Source organism: Rhodococcus gordoniae (genome assembly GCF_001646655.1).
Taxonomy (GTDB): domain Bacteria; phylum Actinomycetota; class Actinomycetes; order Mycobacteriales; family Mycobacteriaceae; genus Rhodococcus; species Rhodococcus gordoniae.
In genome coordinates, this window is the sequence record NZ_LPZN01000024.1 from 1 (window position 1) to 16,045 (window position 16,045).

The following is a 16,045-nucleotide window of genomic DNA, read 5'->3' on the forward strand; positions in this document are numbered from 1 at the left end:
AGGGGGTCCGGGGGCGGATCGCCCCTGGTCAACACCGCAAATGCGACTCGGCGCACCGAACCGGGGGACGATTTCCGAGTTCGATGCGCCGAGGTGAGAATGACAGGCATCAGACGTGGACGTTTTTTGATGTCGGTCTGATTTTTTGTTGATTCCGATTTGACGCTGAAAAGTTGATATTTCCGATGTCTTTGTGATGCTCAGATGGTGACGGAGGTGTCGGCCTCGGAGAGCCAGCGGTAAACGGTGGCGACGGAGCGGTCGACTTCTTGGGCGATGACGGGCACCTCCACTCCGGCCTGGCGCCGGGCGAGTGCCCATTCGCGACGCTCCTCGTGAGAATGGAAGGCCGGGATGGCGTTGGTGTCGAGGTGGGTGCCGGGCAGGTGGGGCAGTGGCACCTCGAGCTGTCGGGCGAGAGGGTCAGCGGTCGCGGTGCGAGTCGACCGCGCGACCGGAGTCTCACTCGCGGTCTCGGCGTCGGCACGGTTCTCGGTGATGGTCGTGACGTGAGTCTTGGGTGCGGTCGCGTTCTCGTGTGCGGTCTCGGCGTCGGCACGGTTCTCGGTGATGGTCGTGACGTGAGTCTTGGGTGCGGTCGCGTTCTCGTGTGCGGTCTCACGGCGCGGCTGTGTCGCGGGCGCGGATTCGATGTGAGTCTCGGCGGGGTTCTCGGTGGGTGCGGCGGTGCGACGGCCGAGAACGGTCAGCGCGTGGGTGGAGGCGAGCAGTGAGATCGGCGGGAGTGTGGCGATCACGGCGGCGAGAACGGAGTTGAAGCCGGGGGTCGTGGTGAGAACGGCGTGGATCGCGTTTCCTGCGATCGAGACGGTGGCGGCTCCGATGAGAATCTTCCAGAAGAATCGTCGTGCCCGGTGGTCGTGACGTCGGGAGACGACTCCCATCGTTGCTTGCAGGATCGTTCCGTCGACGATGACGGGGAACAGGAAGGCGATCTCTCTCGGTTGGCCGGCCTGGATGCACAGGTCTCGCAGTGCGAGGAAGCTGAGAATGAACGCGGCCGCCCCGATTCCTACGGTGATGGTCACGCCTGCGAACCACATGGATCCGCTGACGGCTGTCACGTTCTCGGGCGCTGAGGTGTTCTTGTTCTTGTGTCGCTTCGTCCACTTCATGGTTCCCATAGTAACAATGAGAACCATGAGATGAGAAGGGGTTTCTCAGATGAGAGTCGCAGGTCACGACCGGATCGAGTCAGGTACGTGAGATGAGATGCCTGCGCCCGATCGGTTCTCGGGCGACTACTCCATCTAGGAGTCCTGACAGACAAGACGTGGTCCATTATTCGGATAAGAACTATTGATCTGGGCGGTTCTGCGCACGTAGTGCCGACTCAGCCCCACCCGAAACGAATGCCGTCGGTGTGTCGCCGTCTCGAGTCCATGTCATCGATAGAAGACTTCTCGTATGGGCAGTGCCGAAACGACAACACGATGGATCAGGGTGGTGGCTCTGCTGCCAGTGCTGTTCGCAGTCGCGACCTTGCTCAGCGCGCATTACCTAGACGAGCACCGCCAATCCGGCATCGGCGATGTCCTGAGTAATTGGTACTTCATCGCTGTGATCGGTTTCGTGGTGATCGTGCCGGTTCTGGTCGTCTCCCTCTGTGGGGCCGCAGCGCTGACGCGCTGGTTCCGTCTCGGTCGTCTGCTGTCGACGGTGGGGTGTACGACAGCGCTGCTAGCGACTGCCGCGCTCACCTATGCCGGTGTCACCGAAGCGCTCTCCGGCGGCATTCGGCAGCAGGACCCCAACAGCTGGACACCGTCACTGTCCGCCTTCGAGACCCTGGTGTTCACGGCACCGTTCGCCGTGATCGCCGGTGCCAATCTGTGGGTGCTCGTCCACCTCTGGGCACGCGCACCCTCGGCGCAGGGCGACAAGGCGTGAAGCCCGCGCAATCGACCGCCGGTTTACGTCCCATATATCGCGCAGCGCGAATACCAGAGGCCAGTAGCCGAGGACGCATACGAGTACGTCGGCGAGCGCACCCCATCACGTCAGCGCCAATCGGGACTCGAACTGCTTATCGGACACCGTCGATCAATGCCGCCTCGATCAGTTCGCTGCGATCAGGCCGAAGATGCCGACGATCAATCCCATGAGGCCGCAGTAGAGGAAGAAGGCCGCTCCGAGCCTGTTCTTCTCTTGCCGTTCCCTCTTGGTCACGCTTTTTCTCCGCATGTACTCGCATGCTCCGAAGCAGATGAGCGCCGCGACGATCAGTAGCCACCACAGACCCGTGAGACTTCCGGCGAGGATGCGGACGGGTTCGGGTGGGCCGTCGAAGCTGAGGTAGGTGGTTTGGGCGTAGAGGTGGGGCTCATTCACGTCGGTGGCGGTCCTTTTCTCAGGCTCGGTCAGTCGGTGGTCGGCACTGTGTCACGCGGCACCGACTGATCTTGGTGCGTCGTGGTGCGCCCCGCTATCGGCTCGACGGCGAGAACGGTGCCCGCTACGACGAGAACGACGGGGGCAACTGACATTCGGCCGACTACGGGATGGGCGTTGTTTGTGCTGGTGGAAGCGTTATCGTCGCGGATTCTCACGCACGCCCGCATAGATGATCGAGCGTTCTTCTGCACCGCTGCCTGATGTCATGGATTCCATAGTAAGAATGGGATACATGAGACGTGAGAGTCCCACCGCGAGTGAGTGGTCCTCCTCATGTCCCTCAACGCAGTTGAGGATGTGCAACGGTGGGCGCGGTCAGGTGCGATTCCAGCGGCCGACGCCGGTCTGGGCGGTGGACTTGACTTCCCCGGTGGCCGGGGTGTCCCAGCTGTGGCCGTTGTTGTGTTCGGCTTCGAGTCGTTCGATTGTTTCGAGGACGGCGGTCTCGAGGAATTCGCTGAAGGTGCTCGGCGGGAGGACTGCGCGGGTGCCGAGGTAGGCAGCGCGGATGCGTTCGGCCTGGTCGGTGTGGAAGCCGAGTTTGGGTCGCGGTGTGCGTGACGACTCGGTCATTGCTGGTCCTGTTCTCCGGGGCGGCCGGGGGCGTTGCGTCCGACGCCGGTCTGGGAGAGGGATTTGAGTTCGCTGCGGCTGGGTGTGCGCCAGGGCCGGCCTTCGTTGTGTTCGGCTTCGAGGCGTTCGGTGGCCTCGACCAGCAGGTCGGTGATGAACTCACTGAGGGTGGCCGGGGGCAGGCTGGCGCGGGTGCCGACGTAGGCGGCGCGAATCCGGTCGGCGTCGGCTTCGGTGATGTCGAAGGCCATGCGCTTCTTCCCGGTCATGGTTCTCATCGTAACTTCGGCACGTGAGGCACAGCCTCTGCCACGAGTGGACATGTTCGGGGGTGCGAAAGGGAGAAGGCGGAGCGGATACCTGATATGGCTTGGCATGACCTACCCGAACAATATCTGTATATGGCTCGGCGTGTCCTACCCGAATACTCGATCTTGGTAGTGCACAGTACTCGGCATGGAAACGGCGGGGGAGTCCCTTCTCACGGACGAGCAGTGGGGAAACGAGGTGCTCCTGCCGCATCGGCCGTTCGCGACGAACCAACTCGAGCACGGTCAGTACCGAATGAGCCGTGACCAGGCATTGATGATGCGCTACATCCAGCACTCTCCACACGCGTTGCTCGGATCGATCGTCATCGACTGTGACCACCCCGATGCCGCGATGCGGGCGTTCGAGAAACCGTCGGATCATCCGACGCCGAGCTGGGTCGCGCAGTCTCCCTCCGGGCGGGCGCACCTGGGTTGGTGGCTGGGCGACCATCGAGTCTGCCGTACCGACTCGGCACGGTTGACTCCGCTGCGCTACGCCCATCGCATCGAGCGAGGTCTGTGTATCTCCGTCGGTGGGGACTTCTCCTACGGTGGGCAGCTGACCAAGAACCCGATCCACCCTGAGTGGGAAACCATTTACGGTCCAGGGGATCCGTACTCGTTGCGGGATCTGGCGACCATCTACACACCTCGTCAGGCTCCGCGCCGGCCCGACCGCTCCGTGGGCCTGGGTCGCAATGTGACGATGTTCGACACTGCCCGTAAGTGGGCGTACCCACAGTGGTGGCACCATCGTCATGGCACCGTAGACCAGTGGCTCCAACTGGTTCTTCAGCGTTGTCACGGAATCAACAGCGAGTTCGCCGACCCTCTTCCTTTCATCGAGGTCCGTGCCACGGCGTACTCCATCGGCAAGTGGATCTGGCGTAACTTCGACGAGGGGACGTTCCGGGCGCGCCAGGCAGCACGTGGCAGCAAGGGCGGCAAGGTCATGAGCTCCGCCAAACGGGAAGCAAACAGGAAGCGGGCCACCAAGTTCAATCTGGCGACAGCATTGGAGTTCGCGCAATGAGGGGCAGCGCCCAGGCACAACAACGTCGGTCCATCACCGCAAAGGAACTGGCACGCCGGCTCGGCTCGTCGGAGCGCACTGCACGTCGCCTGATTGCCGAACCCCGAGACCAATTCCTCGAACGCGCGGAACGCCGACGCAAGCAGGTGGTCGAACTTCGCCAGCAGGGGATGAAGTACCGCGAGATCGCCGAGAAACTGGAGATGTCGACCGGAGCGGTGGGTCGGATACTGCATGATGCCCGCAAGCTCGAGGGGTAGGAGCGGCTTCCGCGTGAAACGATTCGATTCCCCTTCACCGCTGTGGTTCTGACCGGAGCGAGAATTTCGTTCAGTAGCGGTGCCGGTCGAAGCGGTCCCCGCGGGTCCGGGTGCGCATGCCCGAGCGCTGGAACAGTATCTGCCGGATCTCGGCGAGAGCGGTGGCACGGGTGTCGTCGCTGGCCGGAGGATGAGCAGCACGCCGGTCGAGTTCGGCGCGACGTTCGGCGGCGCGGCGGTCCTGGATCTCAGTGCGGCGCTCGGTGGGGGTAGGCCCTGACCACACATCGGCGAGGGCACGGAGCTGCCAGCGCAGGAAAGCGGTCGGGGACGCTAGGTGTGGGAGGCTGCGGTCGCGGCGGAACTCGGTGATCTGGTCGGCTACGTCGTCGCCGGTCCATCGGGTGGTGTCGATGCCTGCGGCGGTCAGGGCATCGGCGATCGCTCCGACGTGGTGATGGGTGGTTCCGGGGACGTAGTGGCCATTCCGATCCACGCCGCGGTATTCGGGCATCGTGGCACCGAGTCGGTCGGCCAGGCGCGCTGCGGCGATCTGAGCGTGCAGGGGTCGTGGGTCGCCCTCGCCCTCGCCCTCGGCCTTCGTCGAAGCCCGGGCGCGGCGCGTAGCGCGCGCGTTGGTGATTACTTGAGAACGAGAGATACCTGTAGAACCCAAAGGGTTCTCCGGTAGATCCGCATGATTCGGAAACTGGGGATAAACAGAAGAGTTGGCAGTGAACTTGCTGGTCAAGGCCCACACGGAAGCTGCACGAAGTTGCTTTCCACCGTGGGTGAGGCTGGCTTCGATGCGTTCGGCGATGGTGAGGTAGCGGCCGCGGACGAGCTCGACGGCGGCTCCGATGCGGCGAAGGATCTGGCGGGCACGATCGAGGACGTCGGTGCTGATGCCGGCGTACTCGGCGAGGGTGTCGCGGGCGGCGGTGAGGCTGCGGCCGGTGGATTCGTCGGCGTAAGCGGCGTGAGCGTTGGCGGCGGCGATGAACTTGTCCGGGGCGATGCGGTGCTCGTGGCAGATCTTGATGCCGGTCTCGCTGCGGGCGAAGGTGATGATCTGGCGCATCCACCCCATGCGGGAGTCCCAGACGGGGATGGGGGAGTAGGCACCATCGGCTACGCGGAGGTTGTAGCTGCCGCGACGGCGACCACGGCGGGTCTGGGGAGTGGCGCGGCCGGGACCTCGACGGTTGTCCCCGGCGGTGTGTGCGCTCCGTTGAGGGCGACACGCGGGAGTGTGATTTGAGACGGAAGTTGGCCCAAACGAGCAGCGCTCGCTAATATGCATAACGAAGGCTTTCTGGTGAGAAAGTTCGAGTGCCCGAGGAGTTTGGCGACTTTGCTCGGTCACATATTCGGTTTGGAAGACCCCTCGCTTGGCAGGCGGGGGGTTTTCTGCATCTGAGGGCGGGCTAGTTGGCGGCTAGCGGCCCTCTCTGGTGGCGTTTACACGGTTACCGCCTTGATCTCGCGGGCAAGGTCCGGTCGACCGGCTTGTAGTGCGAGCAGGTCGGCGACGTATTGGGATAGCGCGACCTTGGCGTCTTTGGCATCGTTGCGGAGCTGTTCGTGCAGCTCAGCGGGGATGCGTAGAGTCATCGCGGCGCGGTCGCCTTTATGCGGCTGTGCCATGCGTAAACCCCCGTTCTTCAAGATCGGCCCGTTGAATCTGACTCAGGTTAGCGGCTGCGAGCGCGGATGTCAGTTACCCCCGTACATCGGCGTGGCGCGTGTCGACTAGTGGGACGGCAGTCAGGGAGCCCTTGAGCGGTGGGAGGCGGCGGTGTGTCTCTCGCCGGCGGTGGGGCACACTCTCACGAATGGCGTCACCGCAGCTTTCGACGAGCAGCCCTGCGACCACCGACTCCCAGCCGATCCCGCGACCTCGATGGAGACTGCCGCTGGTGGGTGATCTGCTCAGCATCGACGTGGCCAAGCCGGTTCAGGGTGAGATGCAGATGGCGCAGGAACTCGGTGGGATCTTCGAACGCAAGATCCTCCAGCACCGGCTGATCGTGGTCTCCGGCGCCGATCTGGTGCGCGAGGTCAACGACGAGGAGAAGTGGGCGAAGTTCCTCGGCAAGCCGCTGCGCAAGCTTCGCGTCATCGCCGGCGACGGGCTGTTCACCGCGTTCAACTCCGAACCGAACTGGAGCAAGGCCCACAACATCCTCGGTCCGGGCTTCAGCCAGGCCGCGATGCGCGGCTATCACGACTCGATGCTCACCGTCGTCGGCCGGCTGGTCGACAGCTGGGACAGCGCAGCGGCCGGCGGCGAGTATGTGGACGTGCCGAAGAGCATGACGTCGCTGACCTTCGACGTCATCGGCCGGTGCGGCTTCAGCTACGACTTCGACTCGTTCGGCCGCCCCGAACCCGATCCCTTCATCGCGGCGATGAGCCGGGCGCTCGAGTACATCAACCGCTCGTCGAACGACATTCCGATCCTGCGGGCCCTGTTCGGTCGCGCGGCGCGTGAGCAGCACGAACGCGACATCGCGTTGATGCAGGAGACGGTCGATCGCATCGTCGAGGAGCGGATGCACTCCGGTGGGCAGCACGGCGATCTGCTGGATCTGATGATGCACACCGTCGATCCCGACACCGGCGAGAAGCTCAGTCCGGAGTCGATCCGCAATCAGGTGCTGACCTTCCTGGTCGCGGGCAACGAGACCACTGCGGCCACTCTGGGTTTCGCGGTTCATTTCCTGAGCCGACATCCCGAGGCGGTGGCGAAGGCGCGGGCGGAGATCGCCGAGGTCGTCGGCGCCGACGGCCGGATTGGGTACGAACAGGTCGCCAAGCTGCGGTATGTGCGGCGGGTGGTGGACGAGACGCTGCGGTTGTGGCCGGCCGCCCCGGGTTATTTCCGCAAGGTGCGTGGTGAGACCACCCTCGGCGGGCGCGTCCTGCCGAAGGGTTCGTGGGTGTTCGTACTGCTGCCGCAGCTGCACCGGGACCCGCTGTGGGGCGACGATCCCGAGCGGTTCGACCCGGATCGATTCGAGCCCGAGGCCGTGCGCAAACGGCCGGCGCACATCTTCAAGCCGTGGGGCACCGGGATCCGGGCGTGCATCGGTCGGCAGTTCGCGTTGCACGAGGCGGTGCTCACGCTCGCATCGCTGATCCGGCGGTACGACTTCGCTCCGGAACCGGGTTACGAGCTCGACGTGCACGAGGCGATCACTCTCAAACCGCGGGGGTTGAAGGTCAAGCTCTCACGTCGGTGACGGAGACTGCCGACAGGTAAGTTCCCCCCCGGGCAGCCGTACTGTGCCCACGGTTCGGGGGAGGTTATAAGTCAATGGTTCTCAACGAGTGGCATTTGGTCGAGACGTTGGTCGACGGCGAGATGTCCGTTGTCAGCTGCGGCGGCGTAGTTAAGGATTGGGCGTCGGTGACCCGGCATGTTCAGCCGGCCCCCGATCTTCCGGTCACGCGGATCATCGACGAGGTGATCCGCACTCGTCGGCCGATGTCGATCGATCTGCGCTCGCGTAAGGGGGCGCAGAAGGCGTTTCACATCGAGGCGCTGCCCGTTCTCGGCCCCAGCGGGGAGGCGCACGGTGTCCAGGTATGGGTGGGGGAGCCCGGCCGGGTTCCCACCCCACCTCGTATCGCAGCTGGGATTGCGTGGAGTCTCGAGCGGATGGTGATCGGCCAGACGGTCGAAGCCTCGATGATGTCCGGGGTGCTTCCTGAAGAGCACGTTCCGGAGCGAACTCCTGCGGAGTACATCGCCAAGGCGGTGAAGTTCGACGATTCGGCGTCGTTGTTCGAGCTGGGCATCGACCCGGTGCACGGTCGCCGGTGGGAGGCTCCGATGTCAGTTCTGCACGCCGACGGGCGGGTCATGCGCTGGTACTGCTGGGGCAAGGGTCGCACTGATCCGGGCAATGTGGGACTGCGGCTGCTGTGGCACGACGTCTCCGATACGACGTCACCGGAGTTGCCGACGTTGAGCGAGCTGGGAATGCAGGAGATGCTGCGGTCAGCGGGGGTCTACACCGGCGTCTTCGTCGCCGACCTCGCCGTTCTGACGATGTGGCTGCCGGATGCTCCACCGTGGGTGTCCTGGCGAAACGTCAAGGGTGGAAACGAGATCGTGTATCCCGATGACCGGCATGTGCTGGCCGATGCACTGGCAACGTTCCGTTCGGGGGATACCGCGCCTCGGTGCGTCCGAGCTCGTCTGCGTTCGAAATCGGGCTGGCGGGCAGCACAATTGTCGATCAGCCCGTATCCCGGCCCTCTCAGCGACCGTCTCGTGCTCGTTCAGATTTCAACGATTCCGGATGAATTCGATGCGGCCACAGAGGATTTGCAGGGATCAGATCGGGGGGTGCGAGGCGGGTAGGTTGGTCCCGGACTATCAGCTGTGATCTGGTAGTTTGTCTTCCGCGTCCCCACCCGTGGGGATTTCCCGGGGCTTGCCCACTCGGCCTCGGATGTAGCACAGCCGGTTTCGGCCGCTTCCGCATATCCGCGTGAGGCGGGCTGCTATCTCCGCGGGGGGAGCTCAGACGTGGTTATCCGTATTTGTCGTACGTCGACACACAGCGTGTCGCGCGTGTCAGACGGGTGCGCCCGGCGGTCGGGTTCGGGCCCGTTCGTAGGCGGCCCGGACCTCGGCTGTGTCCACTTCCAGAGCTCGGGCCAGTCGTTCGGCTACCGGCTCTCGCAGCGAGGTTTCCCCCAGCTCGAGGCTGCTGAGCGAGGCCGTGGAAATGCCTGCTTGCAGCGCCAGCTGGGGCTGGGTCAGGCCGGCCTGGACGCGCAGATCACCCAGATACCGGTCGTGCGGGGGTATCCGTACCAGCTCGGACATCGAAACGTCGAGGGCGGCGGCGACACGGGCCAGACGGTCCACCTGCGGGGTCGCCTGCCCGGATTCCCAGGCACGCACGGCCGCCACGCTCACTTCGGCGAACCTCGCCAGGTCACCACGGGTGTAACCCTTCTCTGTCCGCAGATCGATCAGCCTCTCACGGTCGAATCCCCGAAGAGGTCGTCTCGTCATGCCCGAAACCTTTCCACGAGCCATAACACTGCCCTACAGGAATGGTTTGCGTCATCTTCCACTGGAATAGATTTTGCTGTAACGTCCCGGAATAGAGTTTCAATGAAGGGTTTCGTGGCGAAGGAGGTAATGATCGGCTGAGCCGAGGAGCGTCTGGCCGGCAGCCAGCGCGAGCCACGGTGAGGCCACCGGCAAAAAGGGAAAACCCCGGACACGTGTCAGTGATTGGCGTCGGTGTCACGTATCCGGGGTTGAACCACCTACGTACCAACCCGTCCGGGCTGACTACGCAAGCTCGGGCACCAGGTCACTACGTACGAGAACCCACTTCCTTGTCGGGCGCTGCTGTTCTGGCGTTACTCGACTGTGCGCGCCAGCAGCAGCGTTCCCGCACCTAGTCGGCGCTGCCGACACGTGCACAAGCGGACTACTTCCCCTGTGGTGACCACCCGATCTTCTCGGCCCTGACGGATCTCTTTCTCGCTCAGGTCCTTCATGCATTCGGGACTCGATTCATTCGCAGGAAAGGCGATGTACATGTCCGTATCCAACGAAGATCAGCTGGTTTCCGGCACCGGCAGACACCGGCGCCGCCGAACGACCAGTGCGGTGCTCAGCACCGCGACTCTGGCACCGGCGGCAGCCGGGTTGCTCATTGCCTTTGCGCCGACGGCAGCAGCAGCGCCGACCGGCGACTCCGGCGGCGGGCAGGCGGGCATCACGTCCCCGCCGCAGTCCGGTGGTGGGCAGGCGGGCATCACCTCCACGCCCCCCTCGACTTCTGCTCCTGCACCCTCGGCCCCTGATCCGCAGGCCGCCGAGAACTTCTGGGTAGCGCCTCCGGCCGAATACAACCGCGGCACCCGCGCCTACAACCCGCAGACCGGCGGTGGTGTGTCGATGGCGCAGTACAACGGCTATTCGGGCGGCGACTACTCCGACTACTCCGGTTACAGCGTTCCTGCTCCGCAGGCACCGGTCGTGGTGGAAGGTCCGACCCTGCCGATCGAGGCTCCGGTCAACAAGATGCGTTTCGGCCGGGTGCTCTTCGACCAGCCGAACTGGGTCTCGGACGTCGATGCCGACAAGACCAACCGCACGACCGCAGTGGTCGAAGCTATGGTCACCGACTACCACCGGTCGACCGGCATGGAGACCGAAGAGGCCGAAAAGATCGCCTCGGCCCAGGTCGCAGGCACGGCCGTAGGTGCAGCGACCGGATTCGGCACCGGCTGCCTCGCGGCCGGTGTCCCGACCGCACTGGCAGTGAGCACGGTCGCGGGCATCGTCGGGGCAGGAGCAGGCACGATGGTGCCCCTGCCGATTCCGGGGGTTGCTCCCGTGACCTCGGGCGTTGCCGCTACCGCCGCTGGTGCGGCGGCCGGATTCGGAGTCGGATGCGCGGTCGGTGGCGGACTCGGCGCACTCGGCGGCGGTCTGGCCGGGTACGGGGTCGGCACGGCTTACGGCGCGGGCGAGGATGCCACGCCGATCGAAACCGAGGTGCCCGACATCGAGGCCGAACAGGTCACAGAACAGGTCGACACCACGCTCGCGCAGTGGTCGGAGGATCCCATCGGTGCGGCTGCGGTCGACGCTGTGCAGACCTTCGCCACCGAGACCGCACCTGCGATCGATGAGCAGGTCCGCGACTTCGTTCAGGCACAGCCCGGCGGTGAGCAGGTCATCGAGCAGGTCGACCAGGCACTCGACTCGTTCTTCACCGACGCGACGCCGGGGCTGGCATCGCGCCTGGTCAGCGAGGCGGTCGGTCTGGGTCTCGGCGCGCCCGCTCCGGCAGTCGACGCCTGAGTCCAGTCGAAGAGGGAGACGAACCGATGAAGCGGAACGACCGAGCGGGCTCACCTCGGGTGTTCGATGCGACCGCACCTCGCACCCGCATGGTTCGGGAGTCGGTACCGGCGGCCGAAGAGCGCTTTTCCTCCGGGAGAACCGCGTCCGCCCGTGAGTCGGCGTCTCGAGTGGTCGCGGCGGCCGATGCCGGTCGCCGCGCCGCTCACCCGACCACGCAGGTGACCACGCGCCGCCCTGTCGGGAAGGGACTGACCTACGCCGGTCTCGGCCTCGCGGCCGTGGCCGTCGTGGGACTGGCCGGCTGGGGCATCACCGCTCTCGTCGGCGGCGGTGACGACGACGCGGACTTCGGTGGCCTGGTCCCGGACACCGCAACCGCTGCGCCGACAGCGGCCGCGGCAGCGGCAGATGACCCGTGCTCACCTGGCGAGGGTGACCAACTCTCCGGCGAAGGGGTGATCGCGGCGCTCGAACACCGCTATTACCTGCTGCGTTCGGGTGAGTCGGTGCGGGAGTTGATGGCCCCTGATGCGCCGTTGCCCGACGCGGCAATGATCCAGCAGGGCATCGACACCGTGCCGCTGGGGACCACGCACTGCCTCGAGGTCACGGCCATCGGGCCGAACACCTACAGCGCGCAGATCACCGAGGTCCGCCCGGATCGGCGCAACGAGTTCAAACAGCGCATCACAACGACCACGGCCGAGGACGGCCGAGTGATGATCCGCTCCATCGAAGAGGTCGGGTCATGAGGAAAGCAAGTCTCGCTCTGGCAGCGGCAGCAGTGACCACCGCGGCCGCGGTAAGCACACCGACGGTTGCTCATGCAGCGGAAACGAACGGGTGTGCGCGCACGATCGCGCTGATGATTCCCGGCACGACGGAAACGTCCGCTCATGCTGATCCGACCGTGCCGACGGGCATGCTCGCGGCGGTCGGTGACGCACTCGAGCAACGGTTCGGCAAGAACCTCGACGTGGTGTACGTGCCGTATCCGGGCGAGGCGTTCTTCAACGGCACGTCCTATGCCGAATCGAAGTCGCGGGGCGACAAAGCGGCAGCGGAGTTGATGGAGCGGTGCCCGTCGTCGACGTACCTCATCGCCGGGTACAGCCAGGGCGCGCAGATCGGCAACGATCTGGCCGTCAACATCGGCCACGGTCTCGGCCCCGTCACTCCGCAGCAGGTCAAGGCGGTGATTCTGCTCGCCAATCCGAAGCGGGGCACCGAGGGCGCAACGTTGATCGGCCCGCCCCTGAGCGGTCAGGGCATCGCGGGGCCGGCCCCGGAAGGGTTCGGCAAGCTCGCGGGCAAGGTGTTCGACATCTGCCACCCGGACGATGCGTACTGCAACACCGATGGTCAGTCGACGCCGTTCCTGGCGTCTCTGGGCCGGATCATCGCCAATCCGCCGGGAGCGGTCGATGTCTCTGCCGAACTCGCCTCGACTGCATCACCCCAGACTCCGACGATCACCGGCACGTCGACAGTGGCGCAATCCTCCCTGGTCGATGAGCTGTCCTCACCGGGGACCTGGCGCAACGCGGATCTGTCGGCGGTGTTCGGGGCAGCCTCGCAACTGGCCGAGTCGGTGTCTTCGCTCGATGCCGCTGGTCCGACGTCGACCACCTCAGCGGCGAACATCGCCCGCATGACGCAGCAGGCGCGGCTGGTGTCGGAGACTTTGACGCCGGTCGACCAGGCGCGACAGTGGATCGACAGCAATCCGGGCGCGCGTGAGACGTTCACCTCAGCTCCCGAGGGATCGCCGGAGGCGACCACGGCGGGCGTGCTCGACATGCTCGAGCAGGTCGATGTCCCGGCGGTGTTGTCGGCCGCCGAAGCGGTGACCGGGGTGAGCACGGCCTTGCTCAAGTCACGGGCCTCGGGGGAGTCGGTCGATGTGTCGACGCTGGCAGGGTCGGCAGATGCGCTGGTCGCGGGTCTGTCGCCGTTGGCGGCCTCGGGTCCGGTGGAGTTGCGGACAGCAACGCAGGTGCTTTCGGTAGCCAAGCCGACGACGATCATCAATCAACTGCTGGGCGTCGTCTCCGGCGTGACCTCGGTCGACTATCCGGCGGTGGCGGCCGGGTTGCAGCAGCTTCCGATCAAGATTGCCACCGGCGATGTGCACGGGGCGCACGCGGTCGCGGGCGATCTGAACAATCAGCTCTCCCCGCTGGTGAAGATGGCTGCCGGGGTGGATTTCAAGACACTCTCACGGCTGGTGGCGATGGTTCCGGACCCGTCCGGCACGGCCGCAATCGCCGCGCTGGTGCTTGATCTGCTCGGCAACGTCGATGTGATCCGCTTGGCCCGCAATGTCGGCGAGATTCAGGAAATCGCCTGGTCGGTGGCCGAAAGCGGGAACGTGCTCGAGCTGTCTCGGCTGATGCCGGTGGCGGTGGATCTGGCGCAGGTGGCTCTCGGCGTGCTCACCCCGGGCCAGAAGATGAGTCCCGATCAACTGCACGATCCGGGCGATCCGATCGGCTCGCTGATGTCGGTGCAGGCACAGGACAGTGATCTGGCCGGCCTGGGCCAGTCGGTGATGACGCTGGCGAGCAGTGACAGTGCGGCCGAGCTGGGGCAGCTGGTGGCCGAAGGATTCACCGCGGCGAGTTTCTACGCCTCGAATTCGCACATTGCGTATCCGAGCTGGTCCCCGGATGGGAGGGACAACGCGATCGACACGATGGTGAAGGTTTTCGCCAAGGCGATCGGCTGAGGCCGGTCGGTCCTGGTCAGCGGGTGGTGCCGCTGCCAGGACCGGGAGCCTTCCACTAACACGGCATCCGACCTCGGGCGGGCGGATGCGAAGTCACTCACGTGCATGGCCTGGGCGGGCTAGCGACAAGCACTCATGCAAAGGGGGTGAGAACGTGGCTTCTTCGACGACGAAAATTACGCTGGCAGCCAGCGTCGTGGCCCTGATGGGTGCGCTGGTGATGTGCGGCAGCGACAATCCCGATCCGGACAACTGCCTGCCGACGCAGGGACCGTCCCGGTCACCGAACAGCCTGCGTGCTGCCACCGGCAAGAAGGTGCAGCCGATGGTCACCGGCACCTACACGTTCACCTCCGGTTTCGGCCCGCGCTGGGGTACCTCGCACAACGGCATCGACCTGGCGGCGCCGATCGGTACGCCCTTCTATGCACCGATCGACGGAATCGTTGTTGCAGCAGGAGATTCCGGCGCGAGCGATGAGAACGGTTTCGACAACTGGATCATCGTCGACTCGGCCACCGCGGACGGGTCGACCATCTCGACGGTCTACGGGCACATGTTCCCGGACGGTGTTCTCGTCTCCGTCGGTGACGAGGTGCGCGCCGGGGATCTGATCGGCCTGGTCGGCAACGCCGGAGGTTCGACCGGACCGCACCTGCATTTCGAGGTCTGGCCCGGGGGCCGACTCGACGGCGGATCTCCGATCGACCCGATGCCGTGGCTGGCCGATGCGTCTGAACTCGACGCCCCGCAACAGCGTCCGACCTCGCCGAATGTGCAGCTGGTCGCGGCCGAGACTCCGCTCGGTGCCGGTTGCACCGGCCTGACGCGCCCCGGCGGACGCTCCCTCGCGCCGGGATCGGTCCCCGAGGAGTTCCGGGAGTGGATCGTCAAGGCGGCTCAGACCTGCGAGGCGATCGACGCTCCTTTGCTGGCCTCCCAGCTCTACGCCGAGAACCAGTTCCGCTACGGTCCCTCCTCGCCGGTGTCTCCGGCGGGGGCACGCGGGCCGGGGCAGTTCATGCCCGCAACCTGGGCCTCGATCGGCCAGGACTACGACGGTGACGGCGTGGCCGACGTGAACTCCATCGGTGATTCGGTGATGGCGATGGCCGCCTACGACTGCCAGATGTGGGAGCAGACGCAGCAGTGGCTCCGCGAGGGAAAAGTCTCAGGTGACGGCACCGAGTTAATGCTCTCGGCCTACAACTGCGGGCCGGGCAACACACTCGCTTCCGGCGGGGTGTGCGGCAACGCAGAGACCACGAGCTACGTCCGCAATATCCTGGCCGGCCGCGCTGACTTCGCCGGTGTCGACCAGCCTCGGCCGCCGTCGGTGAGTGGTTCGCGGGTGGTCGATGCAGCACTTGGATGGCTGGGCACCGATTACGCCTGGGGTGGCGGGGATGCCACCGGACCGACTCGCGGCATCGCCGATGGCGGTGTCGCCGATGAGCACGGCGACCACAACAAGGTCGGCTTCGACTGCTCGGGCCTGGTCGTGTACGCGGTGGCGCAGGCGACGGACGGAAGAATCGTTCTGCCACACCAGGACTCCGCTCAGGTCAACGATCCTCGAGGGACGCCTGTAACCGAGGCGGCGGACTTGCAACCCGGAGACATCGTGCAGCCCTACCCCGGCCACGTGTGGATCTGGATGGGGGACAACAAAGTTGTCGAAGCACCCCAGTCCGGAGAGAAGGTCCGGATCACCGAATGGACGCCCCCGAAACATGTCAGAGCCATCCGATTTAATTGATACACAACGGATTTCATACGCCAGAACATCGGAAACGATGACACACCAGGAAGGGAACATCACACCGTGAGTGAAGAGTGGGACACGGCGGAATCGGCCGTCCGCACCCTCGGATC

At 65.2% G+C, this 16,045-nt stretch carries 16 protein-coding genes and 1 pseudogene; 10 read left to right on the top strand and 7 right to left on the bottom strand.

Going from position 1 to position 16,045, the window contains the following annotated elements; translation table 11 throughout:
• Window positions 1-200: 200 nt before the first annotated feature.
• Window positions 201-1,136 carry a DUF2637 domain-containing protein gene (locus A8G18_RS11760; protein ID WP_245207853.1) on the bottom strand — a complete coding sequence of 312 codons (936 nt, stop codon included), beginning with the start codon at window positions 1,134-1,136 and terminating at the stop codon, window positions 201-203.
• Window positions 1,137-1,467: 331 nt separating this feature from the next.
• On the opposite strand from A8G18_RS11760, the gene A8G18_RS11765 reads away from it, so the two are divergent.
• Window positions 1,468-1,911 (top strand): hypothetical protein, encoded by a 444-nt coding sequence (locus A8G18_RS11765; RefSeq protein ID WP_147290727.1) that lies wholly within the window; start codon window positions 1,468-1,470, stop codon window positions 1,909-1,911.
• A 168-nt stretch (window positions 1,912-2,079) separates the two neighbouring features.
• Here the strand turns inward: A8G18_RS11765 and A8G18_RS11770 are convergent, their stop codons facing one another.
• The 3 genes from A8G18_RS11770 to A8G18_RS11780 all read right to left on the bottom strand — a co-directional run bounded on the left by A8G18_RS11770 (window position 2,080) and on the right by A8G18_RS11780 (window position 3,257).
• On the bottom strand, window positions 2,080-2,352 hold the full coding sequence (locus tag A8G18_RS11770; protein WP_064064019.1) for a hypothetical protein: 273 nt from the start codon (window positions 2,350-2,352) through the stop codon (window positions 2,080-2,082).
• Window positions 2,353-2,730: 378 nt separating this feature from the next.
• Window positions 2,731-2,988: a ParB family protein gene (locus A8G18_RS11775; protein ID WP_064064020.1), complete on the bottom strand. Its 258-nt coding sequence runs from the start codon at window positions 2,986-2,988 to the stop codon at window positions 2,731-2,733.
• Window positions 2,985-3,257: a ParB family protein gene (locus tag A8G18_RS11780; RefSeq protein ID WP_064064021.1), complete on the bottom strand. Its 273-nt coding sequence runs from the start codon at window positions 3,255-3,257 to the stop codon at window positions 2,985-2,987. The genes A8G18_RS11775 and A8G18_RS11780 overlap by 4 nt, the downstream gene beginning before the upstream one ends.
• Before the next feature lie 238 nt (window positions 3,258-3,495).
• Between A8G18_RS11780 and A8G18_RS11785 the strand changes: the two genes are divergently transcribed.
• Together A8G18_RS11785 and A8G18_RS11790 are read left to right on the top strand one after the other, a co-directional pair.
• Window positions 3,496-4,332, top strand: coding sequence for a replication initiation protein (locus A8G18_RS11785; protein WP_084421731.1), 837 nt, complete (start codon window positions 3,496-3,498; stop codon window positions 4,330-4,332).
• The gene (locus tag A8G18_RS11790; RefSeq protein WP_064064023.1) at window positions 4,329-4,592 is read left to right on the top strand and encodes a sigma factor-like helix-turn-helix DNA-binding protein; all 264 of its coding nucleotides are present in this window, start codon (window positions 4,329-4,331) and stop codon (window positions 4,590-4,592) included. The genes A8G18_RS11785 and A8G18_RS11790 overlap by 4 nt, the downstream gene beginning before the upstream one ends.
• Window positions 4,593-4,662: 70 nt before the next feature.
• Here the strand turns inward: A8G18_RS11790 and A8G18_RS11795 are convergent, their stop codons facing one another.
• Together A8G18_RS11795 and A8G18_RS11800 are read right to left on the bottom strand one after the other, a co-directional pair.
• Window positions 4,663-5,682, bottom strand: coding sequence for a replication protein (locus A8G18_RS11795; RefSeq protein WP_245207854.1), 1,020 nt, complete (start codon window positions 5,680-5,682; stop codon window positions 4,663-4,665).
• 371 nt (window positions 5,683-6,053) lie between these two features.
• Complete coding sequence (locus A8G18_RS11800; RefSeq protein WP_033098656.1) at window positions 6,054-6,239, bottom strand: toxin-antitoxin system HicB family antitoxin; 186 nt, start codon at window positions 6,237-6,239, stop codon at window positions 6,054-6,056.
• Window positions 6,240-6,427: 188 nt separating this feature from the next.
• Here A8G18_RS11800 and A8G18_RS11805 point away from each other — a divergent pair, with 188 nt between their 5' ends.
• The 3 genes and pseudogenes from A8G18_RS11805 (at window position 6,428) to A8G18_RS11810 (ending at window position 8,964) form a co-directional block, all read left to right on the top strand.
• A complete protein-coding gene (locus A8G18_RS11805) occupies window positions 6,428-7,837 on the top strand; it encodes a cytochrome P450 (protein WP_064064024.1) in 1,410 nt (469 codons plus the stop codon).
• Between the two features lie 74 nt (window positions 7,838-7,911).
• Window positions 7,912-8,199: pseudogene (locus A8G18_RS23390) on the top strand (GAF domain-containing protein); the annotation flags it as partial.
• A 57-nt stretch (window positions 8,200-8,256) separates the two neighbouring features.
• Complete coding sequence (locus A8G18_RS11810; RefSeq protein WP_245207862.1) at window positions 8,257-8,964, top strand: hypothetical protein; 708 nt, start codon at window positions 8,257-8,259, stop codon at window positions 8,962-8,964.
• Between the two features lie 216 nt (window positions 8,965-9,180).
• On the opposite strand, the gene A8G18_RS11815 is transcribed toward A8G18_RS11810, so the two are convergent.
• A complete protein-coding gene (locus A8G18_RS11815; protein WP_064064026.1) occupies window positions 9,181-9,627 on the bottom strand; it encodes a helix-turn-helix transcriptional regulator in 447 nt (148 codons plus the stop codon).
• A 537-nt stretch (window positions 9,628-10,164) separates the two neighbouring features.
• Here A8G18_RS11815 and A8G18_RS11820 point away from each other — a divergent pair.
• From A8G18_RS11820 to A8G18_RS11835, 4 genes are all read left to right on the top strand, one after another.
• Window positions 10,165-11,439: an insoluble domain protein gene (locus A8G18_RS11820; RefSeq protein ID WP_147290728.1), complete on the top strand. Its 1,275-nt coding sequence runs from the start codon at window positions 10,165-10,167 to the stop codon at window positions 11,437-11,439.
• 170 nt (window positions 11,440-11,609) lie between these two features.
• Window positions 11,610-12,194, top strand: coding sequence for a DUF8176 domain-containing protein (locus A8G18_RS11825; protein WP_064064028.1), 585 nt, complete (start codon window positions 11,610-11,612; stop codon window positions 12,192-12,194).
• Window positions 12,191-14,170, top strand: a complete 1,980-nt coding sequence (locus A8G18_RS11830) for a cutinase family protein (protein ID WP_064064029.1) — start codon at window positions 12,191-12,193, stop codon at window positions 14,168-14,170. The genes A8G18_RS11825 and A8G18_RS11830 overlap by 4 nt, the downstream gene beginning before the upstream one ends.
• A gap of 154 nt (window positions 14,171-14,324) precedes the next feature.
• Window positions 14,325-15,929, top strand: a complete 1,605-nt coding sequence (locus A8G18_RS11835; RefSeq protein ID WP_245207856.1) for a peptidoglycan DD-metalloendopeptidase family protein — start codon at window positions 14,325-14,327, stop codon at window positions 15,927-15,929.
• Window positions 15,930-16,045: the final 116 nt, after the last annotated feature.

Coding starts and splice junctions, on each gene's coding strand:
- A8G18_RS11760 (WP_245207853.1), bottom strand. CDS start 1,136: ATGAAGTGGACGAAGCGACACAAGAACAAGAACACCTCAGCGCCCGAG.
- A8G18_RS11775 (WP_064064020.1), bottom strand. CDS start 2,988: ATGACCGAGTCGTCACGCACACCGCGACCCAAACTCGGCTTCCACACC.
- A8G18_RS11780 (WP_064064021.1), bottom strand. CDS start 3,257: ATGACCGGGAAGAAGCGCATGGCCTTCGACATCACCGAAGCCGACGCC.
- A8G18_RS11790 (WP_064064023.1), top strand. CDS start 4,329: ATGAGGGGCAGCGCCCAGGCACAACAACGTCGGTCCATCACCGCAAAG.
- A8G18_RS11795 (WP_245207854.1), bottom strand. CDS start 5,682: ATGGGGTGGATGCGCCAGATCATCACCTTCGCCCGCAGCGAGACCGGC.
- A8G18_RS11800 (WP_033098656.1), bottom strand. CDS start 6,239: ATGGCACAGCCGCATAAAGGCGACCGCGCCGCGATGACTCTACGCATC.
- A8G18_RS11805 (WP_064064024.1), top strand. CDS start 6,428: ATGGCGTCACCGCAGCTTTCGACGAGCAGCCCTGCGACCACCGACTCC.
- A8G18_RS11810 (WP_245207862.1), top strand. CDS start 8,257: ATGGTGATCGGCCAGACGGTCGAAGCCTCGATGATGTCCGGGGTGCTT.
- A8G18_RS11815 (WP_064064026.1), bottom strand. CDS start 9,627: ATGACGAGACGACCTCTTCGGGGATTCGACCGTGAGAGGCTGATCGAT.
- A8G18_RS11820 (WP_147290728.1), top strand. CDS start 10,165: ATGTCCGTATCCAACGAAGATCAGCTGGTTTCCGGCACCGGCAGACAC.
- A8G18_RS11830 (WP_064064029.1), top strand. CDS start 12,191: ATGAGGAAAGCAAGTCTCGCTCTGGCAGCGGCAGCAGTGACCACCGCG.